The 16144-nt window shown below is 71.3% G+C and carries 10 protein-coding genes and 10 pseudogenes; 11 read left to right on the forward strand and 9 right to left on the reverse strand.

The features are described 5' to 3' along the window. Positions 1–84: 84 nt before the first annotated feature. Positions 85–195: pseudogene (locus L2X98_RS19785) on the reverse strand (zf-HC2 domain-containing protein); the annotation flags it as partial. Continuing rightward, positions 192–705 (reverse strand): annotated as a pseudogene (locus tag L2X98_RS02125) (sigma-70 family RNA polymerase sigma factor). The pseudogenes L2X98_RS19785 and L2X98_RS02125, both read right to left, overlap by 4 nt. A 239-nt stretch (positions 706–944) precedes the next feature. Here L2X98_RS02125 and L2X98_RS02130 point away from each other — a divergent pair. The 8 genes and pseudogenes from L2X98_RS02130 to L2X98_RS02165 form a co-directional block, all read left to right on the forward strand. Next, the gene (locus L2X98_RS02130) at positions 945–1295 is read left to right on the forward strand and encodes a hypothetical protein (protein WP_259612177.1); all 351 of its coding nucleotides are present in this window, start codon (positions 945–947) and stop codon (positions 1293–1295) included. A gap of 40 nt (positions 1296–1335) precedes the next feature. Next, positions 1336–1566 carry an exodeoxyribonuclease VII small subunit gene (locus L2X98_RS02135; RefSeq protein WP_259612178.1) on the forward strand — a complete coding sequence of 77 codons (231 nt, stop codon included), beginning with the start codon at positions 1336–1338 and terminating at the stop codon, positions 1564–1566. After that, on the forward strand, positions 1563–2207 hold the full coding sequence (locus L2X98_RS02140) for a DUF4245 domain-containing protein (protein ID WP_259612179.1): 645 nt from the start codon (positions 1563–1565) through the stop codon (positions 2205–2207). The genes L2X98_RS02135 and L2X98_RS02140 overlap by 4 nt, the downstream gene beginning before the upstream one ends. After that, a pseudogene (locus tag L2X98_RS02145) lies at positions 2204–2835 on the forward strand (carbonic anhydrase). Before L2X98_RS02140 ends, L2X98_RS02145 begins: the two are co-directional and overlap by 4 nt. Positions 2836–2921: 86 nt before the next feature. After that, positions 2922–4281 (forward strand): annotated as a pseudogene (locus L2X98_RS02150) (class II fumarate hydratase). 656 nt (positions 4282–4937) lie between these two features. Beyond that, positions 4938–5267, forward strand: a pseudogene (locus tag L2X98_RS02155) (HAMP domain-containing protein); the annotation flags it as partial. Between the two features lie 307 nt (positions 5268–5574). Continuing rightward, positions 5575–5853, forward strand: coding sequence for a sensor histidine kinase (locus L2X98_RS02160; protein WP_259613156.1), 279 nt, complete (start codon positions 5575–5577; stop codon positions 5851–5853). Between the two features lie 17 nt (positions 5854–5870). Beyond that, positions 5871–6506 (forward strand): annotated as a pseudogene (locus L2X98_RS02165) (response regulator transcription factor); the annotation flags it as partial. A 150-nt stretch (positions 6507–6656) separates the two neighbouring features. Here the strand turns inward: L2X98_RS02165 and L2X98_RS02170 are convergent. The 4 genes and pseudogenes from L2X98_RS02170 to L2X98_RS02185 all read right to left on the reverse strand — a co-directional run bounded on the left by L2X98_RS02170 (position 6657) and on the right by L2X98_RS02185 (position 10903). Beyond that, a complete protein-coding gene (locus tag L2X98_RS02170; RefSeq protein ID WP_259612181.1) occupies positions 6657–7244 on the reverse strand; it encodes a flagellar biosynthesis protein FlhF in 588 nt (195 codons plus the stop codon). Between the two features lie 143 nt (positions 7245–7387). Then, positions 7388–8806 (reverse strand): annotated as a pseudogene (phoH2, locus tag L2X98_RS02175) (RNA 5'-3' helicase PhoH2). A gap of 146 nt (positions 8807–8952) precedes the next feature. After that, positions 8953–10074, reverse strand: coding sequence for an aminotransferase class V-fold PLP-dependent enzyme (locus tag L2X98_RS02180; RefSeq protein ID WP_259612182.1), 1122 nt, complete (start codon positions 10072–10074; stop codon positions 8953–8955). Positions 10075–10118: 44 nt separating this feature from the next. After that, a pseudogene (locus L2X98_RS02185) lies at positions 10119–10903 on the reverse strand (isoprenyl transferase). Positions 10904–11048: 145 nt separating this feature from the next. On the opposite strand from L2X98_RS02185, the gene trhA reads away from it, so the two are divergent. Then, complete coding sequence (gene trhA, locus L2X98_RS02190; RefSeq protein ID WP_259612183.1) at positions 11049–11741, forward strand: PAQR family membrane homeostasis protein TrhA; 693 nt, start codon at positions 11049–11051, stop codon at positions 11739–11741. Positions 11742–11763: 22 nt separating this feature from the next. On the opposite strand, the gene L2X98_RS02195 is transcribed toward trhA, so the two are convergent. After that, complete coding sequence (locus L2X98_RS02195) at positions 11764–12060, reverse strand: hypothetical protein (protein WP_259612184.1); 297 nt, start codon at positions 12058–12060, stop codon at positions 11764–11766. 65 nt (positions 12061–12125) lie between these two features. Here L2X98_RS02195 and L2X98_RS02200 point away from each other — a divergent pair, with 65 nt between their 5' ends. Next, positions 12126–12521 (forward strand): DUF4307 domain-containing protein, encoded by a 396-nt coding sequence (locus L2X98_RS02200; protein WP_259612185.1) that lies wholly within the window; start codon positions 12126–12128, stop codon positions 12519–12521. Between the two features lie 75 nt (positions 12522–12596). Then, on the forward strand, positions 12597–13085 hold the full coding sequence (gene greA / locus L2X98_RS02205; RefSeq protein WP_259612186.1) for a transcription elongation factor GreA: 489 nt from the start codon (positions 12597–12599) through the stop codon (positions 13083–13085). Between the two features lie 17 nt (positions 13086–13102). Here the strand turns inward: greA and ilvA are convergent. Both ilvA and L2X98_RS02215 read right to left on the reverse strand, forming a co-directional pair. Further along, positions 13103–14325: pseudogene (gene ilvA / locus L2X98_RS02210) on the reverse strand (threonine ammonia-lyase). Beyond that, positions 14322–15510: pseudogene (locus tag L2X98_RS02215) on the reverse strand (AI-2E family transporter). Before L2X98_RS02215 ends, ilvA begins: the two co-directional pseudogenes overlap by 4 nt. Positions 15511–16144: the final 634 nt, after the last annotated feature.

Genomic DNA, 16144 nt, shown 5'->3' on the forward strand with positions numbered 1-16144 from the left:
GAGGACGGCCTGTGCGTCGTCGGCCGACAGGCGCGACAGCATCCCGACCGTCGACGACAGCTCGGCGACCGCGCGGCGGCACAGCGCGCACGACTCCAGGTGCGCCTCGAACGCCCGGCGGTCCGTCGTCGAGAGCGCGCCGATCACGTACGCCGCGTCCCACTCGGCGAAATCCGCGTGCTCCTCCGGGTTCATCGGGTCACTCCCCTCTCCTGCAGCGCGAGCCGCAGCGCCCGCAGCCCGTAATGCAGTCGCGATTTGACCGTGCCTTCCGGGATGTCCAGCTCGGCCGCCGCCTGGGCGACGCTGCGGCCGCGGAAGTACGCCGTCACGATCACCGCACGATGCTCGTCGCTGAGCGTGCGCAGCGCCTCTTCGATCAGGATCGCCTCGAAGAGGCGGTCCGTGGCGTCGGTCTCGGCCCGCTCCGGCGGATCGGCGACGACGTTCTCGTGCCGGCGACGTGCACTGCGTGCCTCGTCGATGACGAGGTGTCGTGCGACGGTGATCATCCAGGCCCGCGCCGTCGAGGGGTCCTGCGCGAGGATCCGGGGCGTGCGCCAGGCCCGCGAGCGTCTCCTGCACCACGTCCTCCGCCCCCGCCCGGTCCCCCGTGAGAGAGACGACGTACCGCCAGACCGGGCGCGCGTGCGCGTCGTAGAGCGCCGACAGGCGCTGGCTCGCGTCCTGCTCGTCGGGCGGCATGCGGCACCTCCTCTGACGGGAGAACGAGACGCGGCGTCGTCGGGTTCAGGTGAACCGGAGGATGCACCGTCTCGTTGTTCCGAGTATGGACCCGAGCCCGCTCGCCGACCCGCTGCAGATCGCCGGACTGCCGCTCCACCCGCTGATCGTGCATGCGGTGGTGATCCTGACCCCGCTGACCGTCCTGGCGCTGCCTGCTGGGCACGTTCTGGCCGGCCGCACGGCGCCGGCTGGGCGTCGTGACCCCCCTGGCCGCGCTCATCGTCCTCGTGCTGGTGCCGATCACGGTCAGCGCCGGCGAGTCCCTCGAGACCCTGGTGGGCCGGTCGCCTGCGGTCGCCCGGCACGAAGAACTCGGCCGGATGCTGCTGCCGTGGGCGATCGGCCTGTTCGCGGTGGCCCTGGTGCAGTGGCTCTGGTTCGGATTCGGACGCCGCCGCGTGCGCACCTCGCTGTCGCGCGCGGCCTTCGGCGTCGATGCGGCGGTGGCGGTGAGCGCAGTCGCCGTGTCGGCGGGGACGATGGTGCTGCTCGTGCTGATCGGGGACGCCGGCGCCCGCGCCGTCTGGGGCGGCCTCGTCGGCACCTGAGGGCAGGAGCGCTGTCCGAACCCGAACTAAGCTGTAGTGCATGACCGAATCGAGCCAGGGCGTCACCGAGGTGTCGTCTCTGACCTTCGAGCAGGCGCGCGACGAACTGGTCCGCGTCGTCGGCGAGCTCGAGCAGGGCGCGCCCACGCTGGAGCAGTCGCTGGCGCTGTGGGAGCGCGGCGAGGCCCTGGCCGCCCGCTGCGAAGAATGGCTGCTGGGCGCCAAACGGCGGCTCGACGACGCCCGCGCGCACGCGGAGACCGACGGATGATGGCCGGCCCCACCCGGGTCGTGGCCGAGCTCGGCCGCCCCGAGACGCCCGACGAGACCGCCGCGCGCAAAGCCGAGTCGTCGCACGCCTACCGCTCCAGTCAGACCGTGCGCAACCTGGTCGCGGCCCTCCTGGTCACGCTCGCGGTGGTGGCGGTGATCGTGCTCAGCGGCCCCCGCGGAACGATCGACGACTCGTCGCCGATCGACGTCGCCGCGGTGGCCGCGGACGCGTCGTCCGCGTACGGCCGCACGCTCGTGGTCCCCGACGTCCCCTCCGACTGGCGGGTGAACTCGGCTGCCGTCGCCGGCGACCAGACGGCCACCTGGACGATCGTCTACGCCACCGATGAGACCAGCGGGTACCTGCGGGTCTCGCAGGGGTTCGACGCCGACACGGCCTGGGATGCGCGGCTGCTGTCGGGCGCGGCCGCCGACGGCACCGTGACCATCGACGGCATCGACTGGACGCGGTACGCGATCACCGGTCCGGCACAGACGCAGAACATCAGCTATGCGATCGGCACGGATGCCGGCACCGACCGGATCCTGATCTACGGTGCCGCCGATGCGCAGACCGCGGCCACCGCGGCGACAGGGCTCGCCGACCAGATCACAGCCCTGCGAGAGGAACATCGATGACGACTCCGCAGCAGGCATGGGACGAGATGGTGCGCGGCAACGAGCGCTTCGTCGCCGGAGCACCCCGCCATCCCCGCCAGGATGTGGACCGCCGCACCGAGCTGGCCGACGGGCAGCGCCCGCATGTCGTGCTGTTCGGCTGCTCGGACTCACGGCTGGCCGCGGAGATCATCTTCGACAAGGGCCTGGGCGACCTGTTCGTGGTGCGCAACGCCGGCCACGTGGTCGACCCGTTCGTCATCGGCAGCCTGGAGTACGCGGTGGAGCTGCTGGACGTGCCGCTGCTGGTCGTGCTCGCGCACGACTCCTGCGGTGCGGTCGCCGCCGCCGTGGAGAGCACCCGGCCGGACGCCGAAGAGCTGCCCACCAACATCTGGCGCCTGATCTCGCCGATCGTGCCCGCCGCACGGCGGGTCAAGCACGTGGATCCGGATGTCGCGATCGACGCGGAGCGCGTCGGGCGCGAGCACCTGCGCGACACCGTCACCGAGCGCTGCACTCCTCGGACATCCTCGCCGAGGCCGTGGCCGCCGGCCGCTTGGGCATCGTCGGCGGCAAGTACCGCCTCAGCGAGGGCACCGTGATCCCGCACGTGGTCGAGGGAGCCGTGACGATCCCGGGCCTGTGAGCCCGAACCGAGCCGGCGGGCGGGCGCCCGCCTTCAGAAGGAGCGAAGAAGTGACCGACACCGAATACCGCATCGAGCACGACACGATGGGCGAGGTGCGTGTGCCCGCCGCTGCGCTCTACAGCGCGCAGACGCAGCGCGCCGTAGAGAACTTCCCGATCTCGGGCGCGGGTCTGGAGCCCACGCAGATCGCCGCCCTGGCCCGGATCAAGAAGGCGGCGGCGCTGGCGAACAAGGAGCTGGGCGTGCTCGACGCCGCCATCGCCGACGCCATCGCGGGCGCGGCCGACGAGGTGGTCTCGGGCGCCTACGACGACCAGTTCCCGGTCGACACCTACCAGACCGGTTCGGGCACGTCGTCGAACATGAACATGAACGAGGTGCTGGCCACGCTCGCCTCGCGGCTGCTGGGCGCCCCGGTGCACCCGAACGACCACGTGAATGCCTCCCAGTCCTCCAACGACGTGTTCCCCACCTCGGTGCACATCGCCGTGACCCAGGCGCTCATCGACGATCTGATCCCGGCGCTGGACCACCTCGCGGTCGCGTTCGAGGCCAAGGCCGAACTGTGGAAGGACGCGGTCAAGTCCGGACGCACCCACCTGATGGATGCCACGCCGGTCACACTCGGCCAGGAGTTCGGCGGATACGCCCGCCAGATGCGGCTGGGCATCGAGCGCGTGCGCGCCGCCCTCCCCCGCGTCGGCGAGGTGCCGCTGGGCGGCACCGCGGTCGGCACCGGCATCAACACCCCGCTGGGCTTCCCGCAGAAGGTCATCGCGCGGCTGGCCGCCGAGACCGAGCTCCCGATCGTCGAGGCGAAGGACCACTTCGAGGCGCAGGCGAACCGGGACGGGCTGGTCGAGGCATCCGGCGCGCTGCGCACGATCGCCGTCTCGCTGACGAAGATCAACAACGATCTGCGCTGGATGGGATCCGGGCCGAACACGGGGCTGGGCGAGCTTGCACATCCCGGACCTGGAGCCGGGTTCGTCGATCATGCCGGGCAAGGTCAACCCGGTCATCCCCGAGGCCACGCTCATGGTGTGCGCGCGCGTGATCGGCAACGACGCGACGGTCGCCTGGGCGGGCGCCTCCGGCGCGTTCGAGCTGAACGTCGCGATCCCCGTGATGGGCACCGCCCTGCTGGAGTCCATCCGGCTGCTGTCCAACACCATGCGCGCCCTGGCCGACAAGACCGTGGACGGCCTGCAGGCGAATGTGGAGCGCGCCGCCCAGCTGGCCGGGATGTCGCCGTCGACCGTCACCCCGCTGAACAAGCTGATCGGGTACGAGGCGGCCGCCAAGATCGCCAAGCTCGCCGTCGCCGAGGGGATCACCATCCGCGAGGCCGTGATCGCGCTGGGCTACGTCGAACGCGGGGAACTGACCGAGGAGCAGCTGGACTCCAAGCTGGATCTGCTCTCCATGACGCACCCCGGCTGAGACCGGGCGCACGCGCGCGGGGCTCGACGGGCGATAATGGCACCGTGCACCGCACGCAGCGATCGATCTCCGCGCGCACCCGCATCCTGGGGGCGATACTCGCTGTCGCCTTCGTGGGGCTCTCGGTCGTCGGCGGGGTGACCTTCCTGGTTCAGCGGGAGCGCATCCTGGCGGGGGTGGACGACCGGCTGACGACGCAGGTCGCGGCCCTTCGCACCGTGGCCGGCGCGCCCGATCCGTCTGCCATTCCGCCGACCGACCAGACCGCGACGGCCAGCGAGGACCTGGCCATCGACGACTACGGGTCGGTGGCGGACTATCTGCACGCGGCGGTGGCCCGCCTGGTGCCGGCCCAGAACGAGGCCTCCGTCGCCGTCATCGACGGGCAGCCGCGGTTCCGACCCGAGACGCTCAGCGGATTCGACATCTCCGGTGACCGCCAGCTGCTCCAGCGCGCCGTGTCCGAGGCCGAGGCCGCGCAGACGGCGGTGATGGGCACCGCGGCCACCGACGCCGGGTCGCTCGCGCTACATCGCCGTCCCGGTCACCATGCCCGGCGACCCGTCCGAGGGCGTGTACATCCGTGCCGTCGACCTCGATCAGGAGCTCGAGCCCTGGCCGCATCGGTGATCACCTATGGCATCGCCGCGCTGATCATGCTGGCGGCGATCGGCGGCGTCGGCTGGTTCGTGGCCGGACGTCTGCTCTCGCCGATCCGGCATCTGCGCGACACCGCGGATTCGATCACCCTGGCCGACCTCGGCGTGCGCATCCCCACGCAGGGAAACGACGACATCTCGGATATGACCCGCACGGTGAACTCCATGCTCGATCGGCTGGAGGGCTCGGTGGACGTGCAGCGCCAGCTGCTGGACGACGTGCGACACGAGCTGAAGACGCCGATCACCATCGTGCGCGGGCACCTCGAGCTGATGAACCCCGCGGACCCGGACGACGTGGCCACCACCCGCGCTCTCGGGATCGCCGAGCTGGACCGGATGACGCGTCTGGTGGCCGACATCGACCTGCTGGCCACGGTGGAAGGCGGCGAGCAGTTCACGATGCGCGAGGTCGACGTCGCGACCCTCACCCGCCGGATCGGCGAACTGGTGACCGTGATCCCCGGCCACGAATGGAACGTCGCGGCCATCGCCGACGTGCGTGTGTCGGGTGAGCCGGACCGGCTGCTGCAGGCGTGGCTCGAGCTGGCAGACAACGCCGCCAAGTACACGCCCAGCGGCTCGCCGGTCGAGGTCGGAAGCACCGCGAGCGCGGACGAGCTTGGAGCTGTGGGTGCGCGACCACGGGGCCGGCATCCCTCCCGCAACCCGGCACCGCATCTTCCGTCGGTTCGACCGTGCCGGCGGAAAGCGCACCGTCGGCGGGTCGGGCCTGGGCCTGGCGATCGTCGATGCCATAGTGAAGGCCCATGGCGGTGGCTGCCATGTCACCGACACCCCTGGTGGCGGTGCGACGTTCACGATCCGCATCCCGGTGAGCCCCGGATCGGGCACCCTCCCCCTGCCGGTGCGCGCCGGCGACGTCGTGCTCCAACGAGAGGCAGCGGAATGACCCGAATTCTCATCGCCGAAGACGAACCGCACATCTCGGCCTTCGTCCGGCGTGGCCTGGAATCGGCCGGGTACGAGGCGGTCATCGCCGAGGAGGGCGACACCGCGCTCGAGATGGCGCAGTCCGGCGATGTCGACCTGCTGCTGCTGGACATCGGGCTGCCGGAGATGGACGGCTTCGAGGTGCTGCGGCGGCTGCGCGGTTCCGGCTCGACGCTGCCGGTGATCATGCTCACCGCCCGCACCAGCACCCACGACACCGTCGAGGGACTGGATGCCGGGGCCAATGACTACGTCCCGAAGCCGTTCACGTTCGAAGAGCTCCTGGCGCGCGTGCGCTCACGTCTGCGCGAGGCGACGCCGCGCAAGAACTACCTGCTGTCGCGCGACGATGTCGTCCTGGATCTGCTGGCCCGCCGCGCGACCGTCGGCGGACGCGAGATCGAGCTGTCGGCGCGGGAGTTCACGCTGGCCGAGCAGTTCCTCCGCCACCCGGGCGAGGTGCTGACCCGGGAGTGGCTGCTCAGCGAGGTGTGGGGCATGAACTTCGACCCCGGCTCGAATGTGGTGGACGTGTACGTGCGGTATCTGCGCGGCAAGCTCGGGCACGATCGCATCACGACGGTGCGCGGCGCAGGGTACCGCTGGGGCTGAGACGCAGAAACCCCCGACGCTGGGGGACGTCGGGGGTGGAGGGGGACGGACGACACCGTCCCCCCGTTCAATCGCCTCTGTCTGGGGAACGGGGCGATTGCTCTTTCTGCTGTCCGGTCCAGACACGGGGAGAGCCCGAACCGGATCCCTTCATCGCCTCATCGGCGGTGGTCTTCGTCCTGCGCAGCTTGCCTCGGCGATCTCGTCGCGCCAGCGCTGCAGCATCCTCTGCTGCTCGTCCTTCATCTGCTCGCGCGCCCGGGTCCAGGCGGCACCCGCATCGTCCTGCTGCGCGCGCCACGAGCCGTCCCGATCGTGCGGTCTCGAGGGTCGATGCGAGGTGGCCGGGCGCGGTTTCGCCGCGTTCTCGGCGCCGTTTTCGGCAGCGCGGTCGGCGGGAGCATGGCTCTTGGCCGCGGGCGCCTTCGCGGGGCCGGTCTGCGCGCTCCGGTCGGCCGAGGTCGACGCGTCCGACTTCGCCGTCGGGTCGGCCTTGACCGGCGCGACGGCGATGTCCTTCGGTTCGGGGGCCGGCACGGTCTCGGCGCGGGCAGCGGCCGGGCTGTGCGTGGGCGCCGCGGAGGGCTGACCCGGGACGACGATGGCCGAGTCCGCCATCGGCGAGCCCGCACGGTCCGCCAGGGCCGATGCGCTGGTCAGTGCGAGCACCGATGCGATCGCGACCGAGGCCGCGACGGCGGTGCCCCCGCCGATCAGCAACGCCGCACGTGCATCCATTTCCTGCTCCCGTTCGGCCTGTCGTGGCCGGTGCATCCATCGTCCCCCCTCACGCCGACAACCGCATGCTCAGGGGGTGAGACTCTTCTCATCGTGTCGTGCCGGAGGGGCCGGGATGCGGCATCCCGGCCCCTCCGGTGGACTCAGGACAGCTCGCCCGATTCCAGCAGCTCGGTCACCAGCGCCGCGATCGGCGAGCGCTCGGATCGGGTGAGCGTGACGTGGGCGAACAGCTCGTGCCCCTTCAGCGTCTCGATCACCGAGGCGACCCCGTCGTGGCGTCCCACCCGGAGGTTGTCGCGCTGGCCGACGTCATGGGTGAGCACGACGCGCGAGTTCTGCCCGATCCGGCTCAGCACCGTCAGCAGCACGTTGCGCTCGAGCGACTGCGCCTCGTCGACGATCACGAAGGCGTCGTGCAGCGACCGGCCGCGGATGTGCGTGAGCGGGAGCACCTCGAGCAGCCCGCGCGCCATCACCTCGTCCAGGACGTTGCCGGTCACCACCGATCCGAGCGTGTCGTAGACGGCCTGGCCCCACGGGTTCATCTTCTCCTGCTGGTCGCCCGGCAGGTAGCCCAGCTCCTGCCCGCCGACGGCGAACAGCGGCCGGAACACGATGATGCGCCGCTGCTGCTGGCGCTCCAGGACCGCCTCCAGGCCCGCGCACAGCGCGAGAGCGGACTTGCCGGTGCCGGCGCGGCCGCCGAGCGACACGATGCCCACCTCGGGATCCAGCAGCAGGTCGATCGCGATCCGCTGCTCGGCGCTGCGGCCGTGCAGCCCGAACACCTCGCGATCACCCCGCACGAGCCGGTACGCGCCGTCCTCGGTGACCCGGCCGAGGGCCGAGCCGCGCTCGGAGTGGATGATCAGCCCGGTGTTCACCGGCACCCCGCGCACGTCCTCGCTGAGCGCGATCTCGGTCTCGTACAGGTCGCTGATGTCGTCGCCGGACACATCCAGCTGCGCGATGCCGGTCCATCCCGAGTCCACGGCCTGCTCGGCGAGGTACTCCTCGGCGAGGATGCCGAGGGAGGCGGCCTTGACCCGCATCGGCAGGTCCTTGGAGACGATGGTGACCTCCTGCCCGCCCTGCATGAGGTGCATGGCCACGGCCAGGATGCGGGTGTCGTTGTCGCCCAGGCGCAGACCCGAGGGCAGGACCGACGAGTCCGTGTGGGTCAACTCGACCTGGAGCGTGCCCCGCTGCCCACCGGCACCGGGAAGTCGAGCCGGCCGTGCTCGACCCGCAGCTCGTCGAGATGGCGCAGCGCCTCGCGGGCGAAGAAGCCGATCTCGGGATCGTGGCGCTTGGCCTCCAGCTCGGTGATCACCACCACCGGGATCACGACCGAATGCTCGGCGAAGCGGAAGAACGCGCGCGGATCGCTCAGCAGGCACGGACGTGTCCAGGACGTAGGTGCGCAGCCCCGCATCGGGATCGTCCAGCGCCGTCTCATGCTCGTCGCCCTGGTCCGGCCGGATGCCGCGCAGCCGCTTGCCTGCTGGTGCTCGTGTGCTCACAACCCGCTCCCGCCCCGGGACCGATGTCCCGGTCATCACGAGTCGACCCAGGGCCACGAGTCGCGATCCGGTTGGCCGACTCGAACAGACGCCTTGTCCGTTGCCCTGACGGTACGTCGTCCGGGGCATGCAATCGCGGCCCGACACGCGGACGGGAGGTTAACCGAGGGTGACGTCTGCGCTCACCACTGCCGGGTGGTCGCGAACTCGGCCAGCGCATCGCCGAGCAGCCGCATGGTGTCCTCGTCGGTCGCGGCATGCGCCGCCAGGCGGAGCTGACCGCCGCGGGCGGTGAACGTCACGCCCCGGTTGACCAATGCCGCGGCCAGGGAGGACGGATCGGCGCCGACCGGGGCCAGCGTCACGATGCCGGCGCGGTGCTCCCGTTCACGCGGCGTGACGATGGGCACCTCGTAGCGCTCGGCGTAGTAGACGATCTCATCGGCGCGATCGGCGACGGCGCTCGCGACCGCCGGCACACCGGCCTCGCGCAGCTCTTCCAGCGCCGTCGCGAGTCGTCCCGCGGCCAGATGGTCGGACCCGGTGACGGTGAAGGCACGGGCGTCGGATGCCGGGGCGGGGACGGGCTGCATCGGCAGATCCCCGTCGGCCCCGGCGAACCCGGACAGCACCGGCGTGATCCGCTCGAGGGCGCGCCCGCTGAACCGGGACCACCCGGTCCCGCGGCCGGCGCGAAGCCACTTGTAGCCGTTGCCGCAGACCACGTCCGCCGCGGCGTAGTCCGCGTCGGTCACGCCGAACCCCTGGACGGCGTCCACGATGAGCAGCCGGTCGCCGATCACATCACGCAGCGCGGTGAGGTCCACGGCGTAGCCGGTGCGATAGTCGACCTGGCTCACGGCGACGGCCGTGATCTCGTCGGTGAGGGCCGCGCGGACCGCCTCGGGCGTCATGAAGCCGTCGTCCGGGTCGATCCAGTGCACCGCGAGGCCCTCCCGCAGGGCCGCGGCCCGGGTGGCGGCGACGGTGAGGCTGGGGAACTCGGCCCGCGACAGGAGGAGGCCGCCGTCCACGCCGTACAGCGCCTGCATCAGCCCATAGGTGGTGGACGGCTGGAGCGCGATCTGCTCCAGCGGCGCGTCCAGCAGCCCGGCCAGGAGCGCGCGGGCCACGTCGGCCCGCCCGGCCACCATCTCGATGCTCGACCGGCGACCGGTGGACAGGAGCTCGGCGTCGGCGTGCGCCTCGGTGCGCACCCCCACCGACAGCGGCCCGAACGCGGCCCAGTCCAGATACCCGGGCTCCGCACCGAACGTGGCCAGGTACGCTTCCAGATCACTCACGGTGTCATTCTGACACGGTGCGCCGACGGCCGCCCGCGCCCGTCTCAGCCGCCGAAGCGCCGGTCCCGATCCGCGTAGTCGCGGATCGCGCGCAGGAAGTCGACCTCCCGCAGGTCCGGTCCCAGCGCTTCGACGAAGTAGAACTCGCTGTGCGCGGACTGCCACAGCAGGAAGTCGCTCAGCCGCTGCTCCCCGAGGTGCGGATCACCAGATCGGGATCGGGCTGTCCCCCGGTGTACAGATGCTCGCCGATCTGCTCGGGGGTCAGACTCGCGGCGAGCTTCTCCAGCGTGCCACCCTGTTCGTCGTGCTGCTGGATGATGCTGCGCACGGCATCGACGATCTCGCCCCGCCCGCCGTAGCCGACCGCCAGGTTCACGTGCAGGCCGGTGTTGTCCTTGGTGCGCTCCTGAGCGGATGCCAGGACCCGGGCCAGCTCGGGCGGGAGGCCGTCACTGCGCCCCACGTGCTGGACCCGCCAGTCCCGCACATGCGACAGGCTCTCGGCGAGCTCGGCGATGATCTCGATCAGGTCGGCCAGCTCCTGCCGCTCCCGCTTGCGCAGGTTGTCCAGCGACAGCAGATAGAGCGAGACCACCCGGACGCCGACGTCATCGCACCACTCCAGGAACTCGCGCATCTTCGCCGCCCCGGCCCGGTGTCCCTCGGCCGGCGACGCATAGCCCAGCTGCCGCGCCCAGCGTCGGTTGCCGTCGATCATCATGGCGACGTGCCGCGGCACCGACCCCGGTTCGATCTGCCGACGGAGCCTGCCGATGTACAGCCGATAGAGCGGCCCCTGACCCTGATTCGACCGCGCCGACGTCACCCTCTCACGCTACCGCGCCCGGCTGGGTTCGTCGTATGTTCCCGCCACCGCATGCCTGGCGCCGTAGGCTCGGGAGCGTGAGCCGCCGACCCCGTCCCGCCGATCCCGGACCGGCAGGCCGGCCCCCGCCGATTCCGGGGCGGAGATGCCTCAGCTCCCCCTGCTGGAAGCAGCCGCCACCGACGCGGGCGGCGAGATCAAGCCCACCTGGCGCGGATGGATCCACGCCGGCACGTTCCCGGTCGCGATCGCGGCGGGCATCGTCCTGATCGTGCTGGCTCAGGGGGCGCCGGCCAAGTGGGCGTGCGCGGTGTTCATGGCCACCTCGCTGCTGCTGTTCGGCAACTCCGCGCTGTATCACCGCTTCAACTGGCAGCCGCGGACCAGGGCGGTGCTCAAGCGGATCGACCACGCGAACATCCTGCTGCTGATCGCCGGCACTTACACGCCGCTGTCGGTGCTGGCCCTGCCGACATCGCAGACCGTGATCCTGCTGTCGATCGTGTGGACGGGCGCGATCCTGGGCATCCTGTTCCGGGTGTTCTGGATCGACGCGCCGCGCTGGCTCTACGTGGCCCTGTACATCGTGCTCGGCTGGGCGGCGGTGATGTACATCGTGCCGCTGTTCCAGGCGAACGCCGCGATGATGGTGCTGGTCGTGATCGGCGGGTTGCTCTACACGCTCGGCGCGGTGGTGTACGCGCTGAAGCGGCCGAACCCGTGGCCGGCCCGCTTCGGCTTCCACGAGATCTTCCACGTGTGCACGGTGCTGGCCTTCCTGTGCCACTGGGCGGCCTCGCTGCTGATCGCGCTGGCGCCGGTCTATCACGCAGGCTGAGCCCCCGCGGACCGGGCAGCCGCTACGGTGCGGGCCTGTCGTCGGCGTCGATGTCCTCGGCGTCGGTCGCGGTGGCCTCCGCCGCCCGCTCCCCCTCGCTCTGCTCGAGGTCGAGCTCTTCGCGCACCTGTGCACGGTAGCGCGCGCGACGGACGCGGCGCATCATGTCCCACAGCAGCAGCACGACGGCGATGGCGAGGAAGGCCACGGCCACGAAGCCCCACGGTCCGGGGGTGACCGTCTCGGCGGGAGGAGCGGTGGGTGTCGGGCTCGGAGTGGCGTCGGCGAGGACCACCAGGGCGGCGAACACAGCGTGCATCGTTCCTCATTCCGCGCGGGAGCGCATAGCCTGGAATCCCAGCCTATTCCCCCGACGGAGCCCGCATGACAACTCAGCAGACGCTCGACGAGCGCTACGGCCGCACCCGGTCGGAACGGGCGCGCGTGGTCCTGTGGACCGTCGTCGGTGCGGTCGCCGTCGCCGCCGTGGGCCTGCTGTCGTGGGCGACCATCGCGAACACGGTCGACGCCGTCGATGCCGTGGCCACCGGCTACCAGGTCGAGGACGCCCGCACGGTCACGCTCGACTTCCAGCTGACCGCACCGGTCGGCTCGCAGATCGTGTGCGTGCTCGAGGCCGACGACACCGACCACGGGATCGTCGGCTGGAAGGTCGTCCAGCTCCCGGCATCCGGCACCCACACCCAGGCGTACAGCGAGACGATCCCCACCGTGGCGGAGGCCACGACGGGTTTGGTGAACAACTGCTGGGTGTCATAAAGTGACCTGCGGAGACAGACGCCCTGGCCAGCTGCCGGGGCGTCTTGGCATATCCCACCGATCGAAGGAGAAGACGTGTCCCCAGACGCTGCGGTGACCTTCCTCACGCAGGAGGCGTACGACCGTCTCGCTGCCGAACTCGAAGAGCTTTCGACCACCGGTCGCGAAGAGATCGCGAAGCGCATCGAGGCGGCGCGCGAAGAGGGCGACCTGAAGGAGAACGGCGGCTACCACGCCGCCAAGGACGAGCAGGGCAAGCAGGAGGCGCGCATCCGCACCCTCCAGCACCTGCTGAAGAACGCAGTGGTGGGCGAGGCTCCGACCAGCAGCGGCGTCGTCGAGCCGGGAACGGTCGTGACCGCGCTGGTCGCCGGCGGCGAAGAGGTCTTCCTGCTGGGCAGCCGCGAGATCGCGGTCGGCAGCGACCTCGACGTCTACAGCGAGGCGTCGCCGCTCGGTTCGGCCATCCTCGGCCTCAAAGAGGGCGAGAAGACCTCGTACACGGCCCCCAACGGCCGCGAGATCGCGGTCGAGGTCGTCCGGGTCGAGACCTACGACGGCTAGCGGCCGGCGCGTCCCGATCAGTCCTGGCCGATCGCGGGGGTGAACCCCGCGTCGCGCAGGGTCTGGATCACGTGCGCGCGATGCTCCGCCCCGCGGGTCTCCACACTCAGCTGGAGGATCACCTCGCTGATCTGCAGGCCCTGGCCGTGCCGCGTGTGCATCGCCTCGATGACGTTCGCGCCGGCCTGCGCGAGCAGCTCGGCCACCTGCGCCAGCTGGCCGGGGCGATCGGCAGCGGAATGCGCAGCGTCATGTATCGGTCGGATGCCGCGAGCCCGTGCGCGACGACGCGCTCGGCAGGCAGCGGGTCGATGTTGCCACCGGTCAGGATCGTGGCGGTCGTGCCGGCGGGGTGGATCCGGCCGGCCAGGATCGCCGCCACCCCGGCCGCACCCGCGGGCTCGACGACCTGCTTGGCCCGCTCCAGCAGCGAGCAGCGCGCGGGCGATGTCATCCTCGGACACCGTCACGATGTCGTCGACGAGATCGCGGATGATCTCGAACGGAAGGTCGCCGGGCCGGGCCACCGCGATGCCGTCGGCGATGGTCGGCGAGGTGGGGATCTCCAGCGGATGGCCCGCTGCCAGTGACGGCGGATAGGCGGCGGAGTTCTCCGCCTGCACCCCGATCACGCGCACCGTGCGACCGGCCGCGGCGGCGCGCGCCTTCAGGGCCGCGGCGACCCCCGCGATCAGTCCGCCGCCGCCGACGCCGACCACGACGGTGTCCAGATCGGGGATGGCGTCCCACAGCTCGAGACCGAGGGTCCCCTGGCCGATGATCACGTCCCGGTGGTCGAACGGGTGGATCAGGACTGCGCCGGTCCGCTCGGCGAACTCGGCGGCCAGCCGCAGCGGCGTCTCCACCGTCGCCCCCTCCAGCACGACCTCGGCGCCATAGCCGCGGGTGGCCAGGAGCTTGGGCACCGGCACACCCAGCGGCATGAAGATCGTGGCGGGGATGCCCAGCGTTGCGCGGCCAGGGCGACGCCCTGCGCGTGGTTCCCGGCCGACGCGGCCACCACTCCCCGGGAGCGCTCCTGGGCGGTCAGCCGCGACAGCCGGTACGACGCCCCGCGGATCTTGAACGAGCCGGTGCGCTGCAGGTTCTCCAGCTTGAGGTGGACGGGAACCCCCAGCAGATCCGAGAGGGCCAGCGACTGGTCGATCGGGGTCTGGGTGATCACCCCCTGCAGCATCGATGCCGCCTCCTCGAACTCGGCGAGGGTGGGAACGCTCATGCACTGCCCTTCCTGGTGCGTGGCACCGTGCTCCAGATCAGATCCGCGGCCTCGAAGTCGCCGCCGGCCCGCCACCCGCGGCGACTGAGGTAGACCGCCGTCACGTTCAGGAACGCGGCCAGCGGCACGGCGAACAGGGCGCCGGGGATGCCGGCGATCATCGCGCCGCCGGCGACGACCAGCACCACCGCCAATGGATGCACCTTCACCGCCGAGCCCATCAGCAGCGGCTCGAGCACGTGGCCCTCCAGCTGCTGCACGCCCAGCACCACCACCAGCATCCACAGGGCGATCCACCAGCCGTTGTAGACGAGGGCGAGGAAGACGGCGACCGCGCCGGTGACCACCGCACCCACGATCGGGACGAACGAGCCGAGGAAGACCAGCACGCCCACCGGGGCGGCCAGCGGCACGCCGAGCATGAACGCGCCCACGCCGATGCCGACGGCGTCGATCGTGGCCACCAGCAGCTGGGTGCGTGCGTAGTTGACCACCGTGCTCCAGCCGGCACGGCCGGCCCCGTCGACGGCGGGACGGGCCCGGCGCGGGAACAGCCGCACCGTCCAGCGCCAGATGCCGCCGCCGTCGGTGAGCAGGCACAGCAGAATGAAGATGGCAAGCAGCGTACCGGCGCCGATGTGCCCGACGGTGCTGCCGATCGCCAGCGCACCGGACCAGAGGCTCGGCCTGCCGCTGCACGATGTGCCAGGCCTGTGCGAGCAGATTGTCGATCTGCGCCTCGGTGATCTGCAGCGGCCCGTCGATGAGCGACTGCCGGAACTGCTGGACGGCCTGCACGGTCCGGTCGCGGACCGAGGCCCACTCGAGACGGATCTGCCACACCGCCACCCACATCAGCCCCGTGACGATGGCCAGCGTCCCCACCACGGACACGATGATCGCCACCCAGCGCGGCACGCGCCGCCGCAGCATCCACGAGAACGCCGGCCACAGCAGCGCGGTGACCAGGATGGCCACCAGCAGCGGGATGACCAGGAGGCTGAGCTGGATGATCAGCCAGATCAGCACCGCGACCGCCGCGGCCACGACCAGCAGCCGCCAGGAGTAGGCCGTCGCCACCCGCAGCCCGCGGGGCACGTCGGCTCCGATCTCGGTGTCCACCGTGCGCTGCATCAGCACATCGCGCAGTCGCGGGCGGGGCGCGCCTGAGGACTCGTCTGCCATGGCGTTCAGTCTATGGCCGCGTCCCCTCCCGTCCGGCGCGCGCGTCGGCCCGGCGGCGCACCGGCTACCGTGGATGCGTGAGAGCGCGCACCGTCATCGCCGTGATCGCCGCCGTCGTGGTCCTGGGCGCCGCCGGCGGCGGTGCGTGGCTGCGTCTGCGGCCGCCGTCGATCGAGGACGCCGCCCACGACTACCTGCGGGCGCTTGAGACCGGCGACACCCGCACGATCGAGGCGATGACCGCGGACGCGCCGATGTCCCCGGCGGACCGCACGACGATGACGGATGCGTTCGCCGGCGCATCCGGTCACATCAGCGCACCGCGGATCGACGGGGCCATCGCGGGCGACGGCAGCGTGCGGGCCTCGGCGACTTTGGCCGGCGAACCGGTCACGATCTTCTTCATGCTGGGCCGCTCCGGGAGCGGCTACCAGGTGACCGGAGACTTCCTGGCGTCACTCACGGTGCAGCCCACGCTCGGCGATGCGGTGCGGGTCGGCCGCGCGACCGTGCCCGCCCGGGCCGCGGCATCCCTGCTGCCCGCCGAGTATCCGATCACGGCCCTGCCCGACGATCTGCTCAGCGGGGCACAGACTGTGGCCGTCACGAACGAGAAGCCGGTCTCGGTGGCGCT

The sequence above is a fragment of the Microbacterium elymi genome, assembly GCF_021582895.2.
In the GTDB taxonomy this organism is placed as follows: domain Bacteria; phylum Actinomycetota; class Actinomycetes; order Actinomycetales; family Microbacteriaceae; genus Microbacterium; species Microbacterium humicola.

What these genes read in the sequence shown, in the direction of transcription:
- L2X98_RS02200 (WP_259612185.1), top strand. Translation starts at nt 12,126, where the DNA reads ATGACAACTCAGCAGACGCTCGACGAGCGCTACGGCCGCACCCGGTCG.
- L2X98_RS02170 (WP_259612181.1), bottom strand. Translation starts at nt 7,244, where the DNA reads ATGGATGCACGTGCGGCGTTGCTGATCGGCGGGGGCACCGCCGTCGCG.
- L2X98_RS02135 (WP_259612178.1), top strand. Translation starts at nt 1,336, where the DNA reads ATGACCGAATCGAGCCAGGGCGTCACCGAGGTGTCGTCTCTGACCTTC.
- trhA (WP_259612183.1), top strand. Translation starts at nt 11,049, where the DNA reads ATGCCTCAGCTCCCCCTGCTGGAAGCAGCCGCCACCGACGCGGGCGGC.
- L2X98_RS02140 (WP_259612179.1), top strand. Translation starts at nt 1,563, where the DNA reads ATGATGGCCGGCCCCACCCGGGTCGTGGCCGAGCTCGGCCGCCCCGAG.
- L2X98_RS02195 (WP_259612184.1), bottom strand. Translation starts at nt 12,060, where the DNA reads ATGCACGCTGTGTTCGCCGCCCTGGTGGTCCTCGCCGACGCCACTCCG.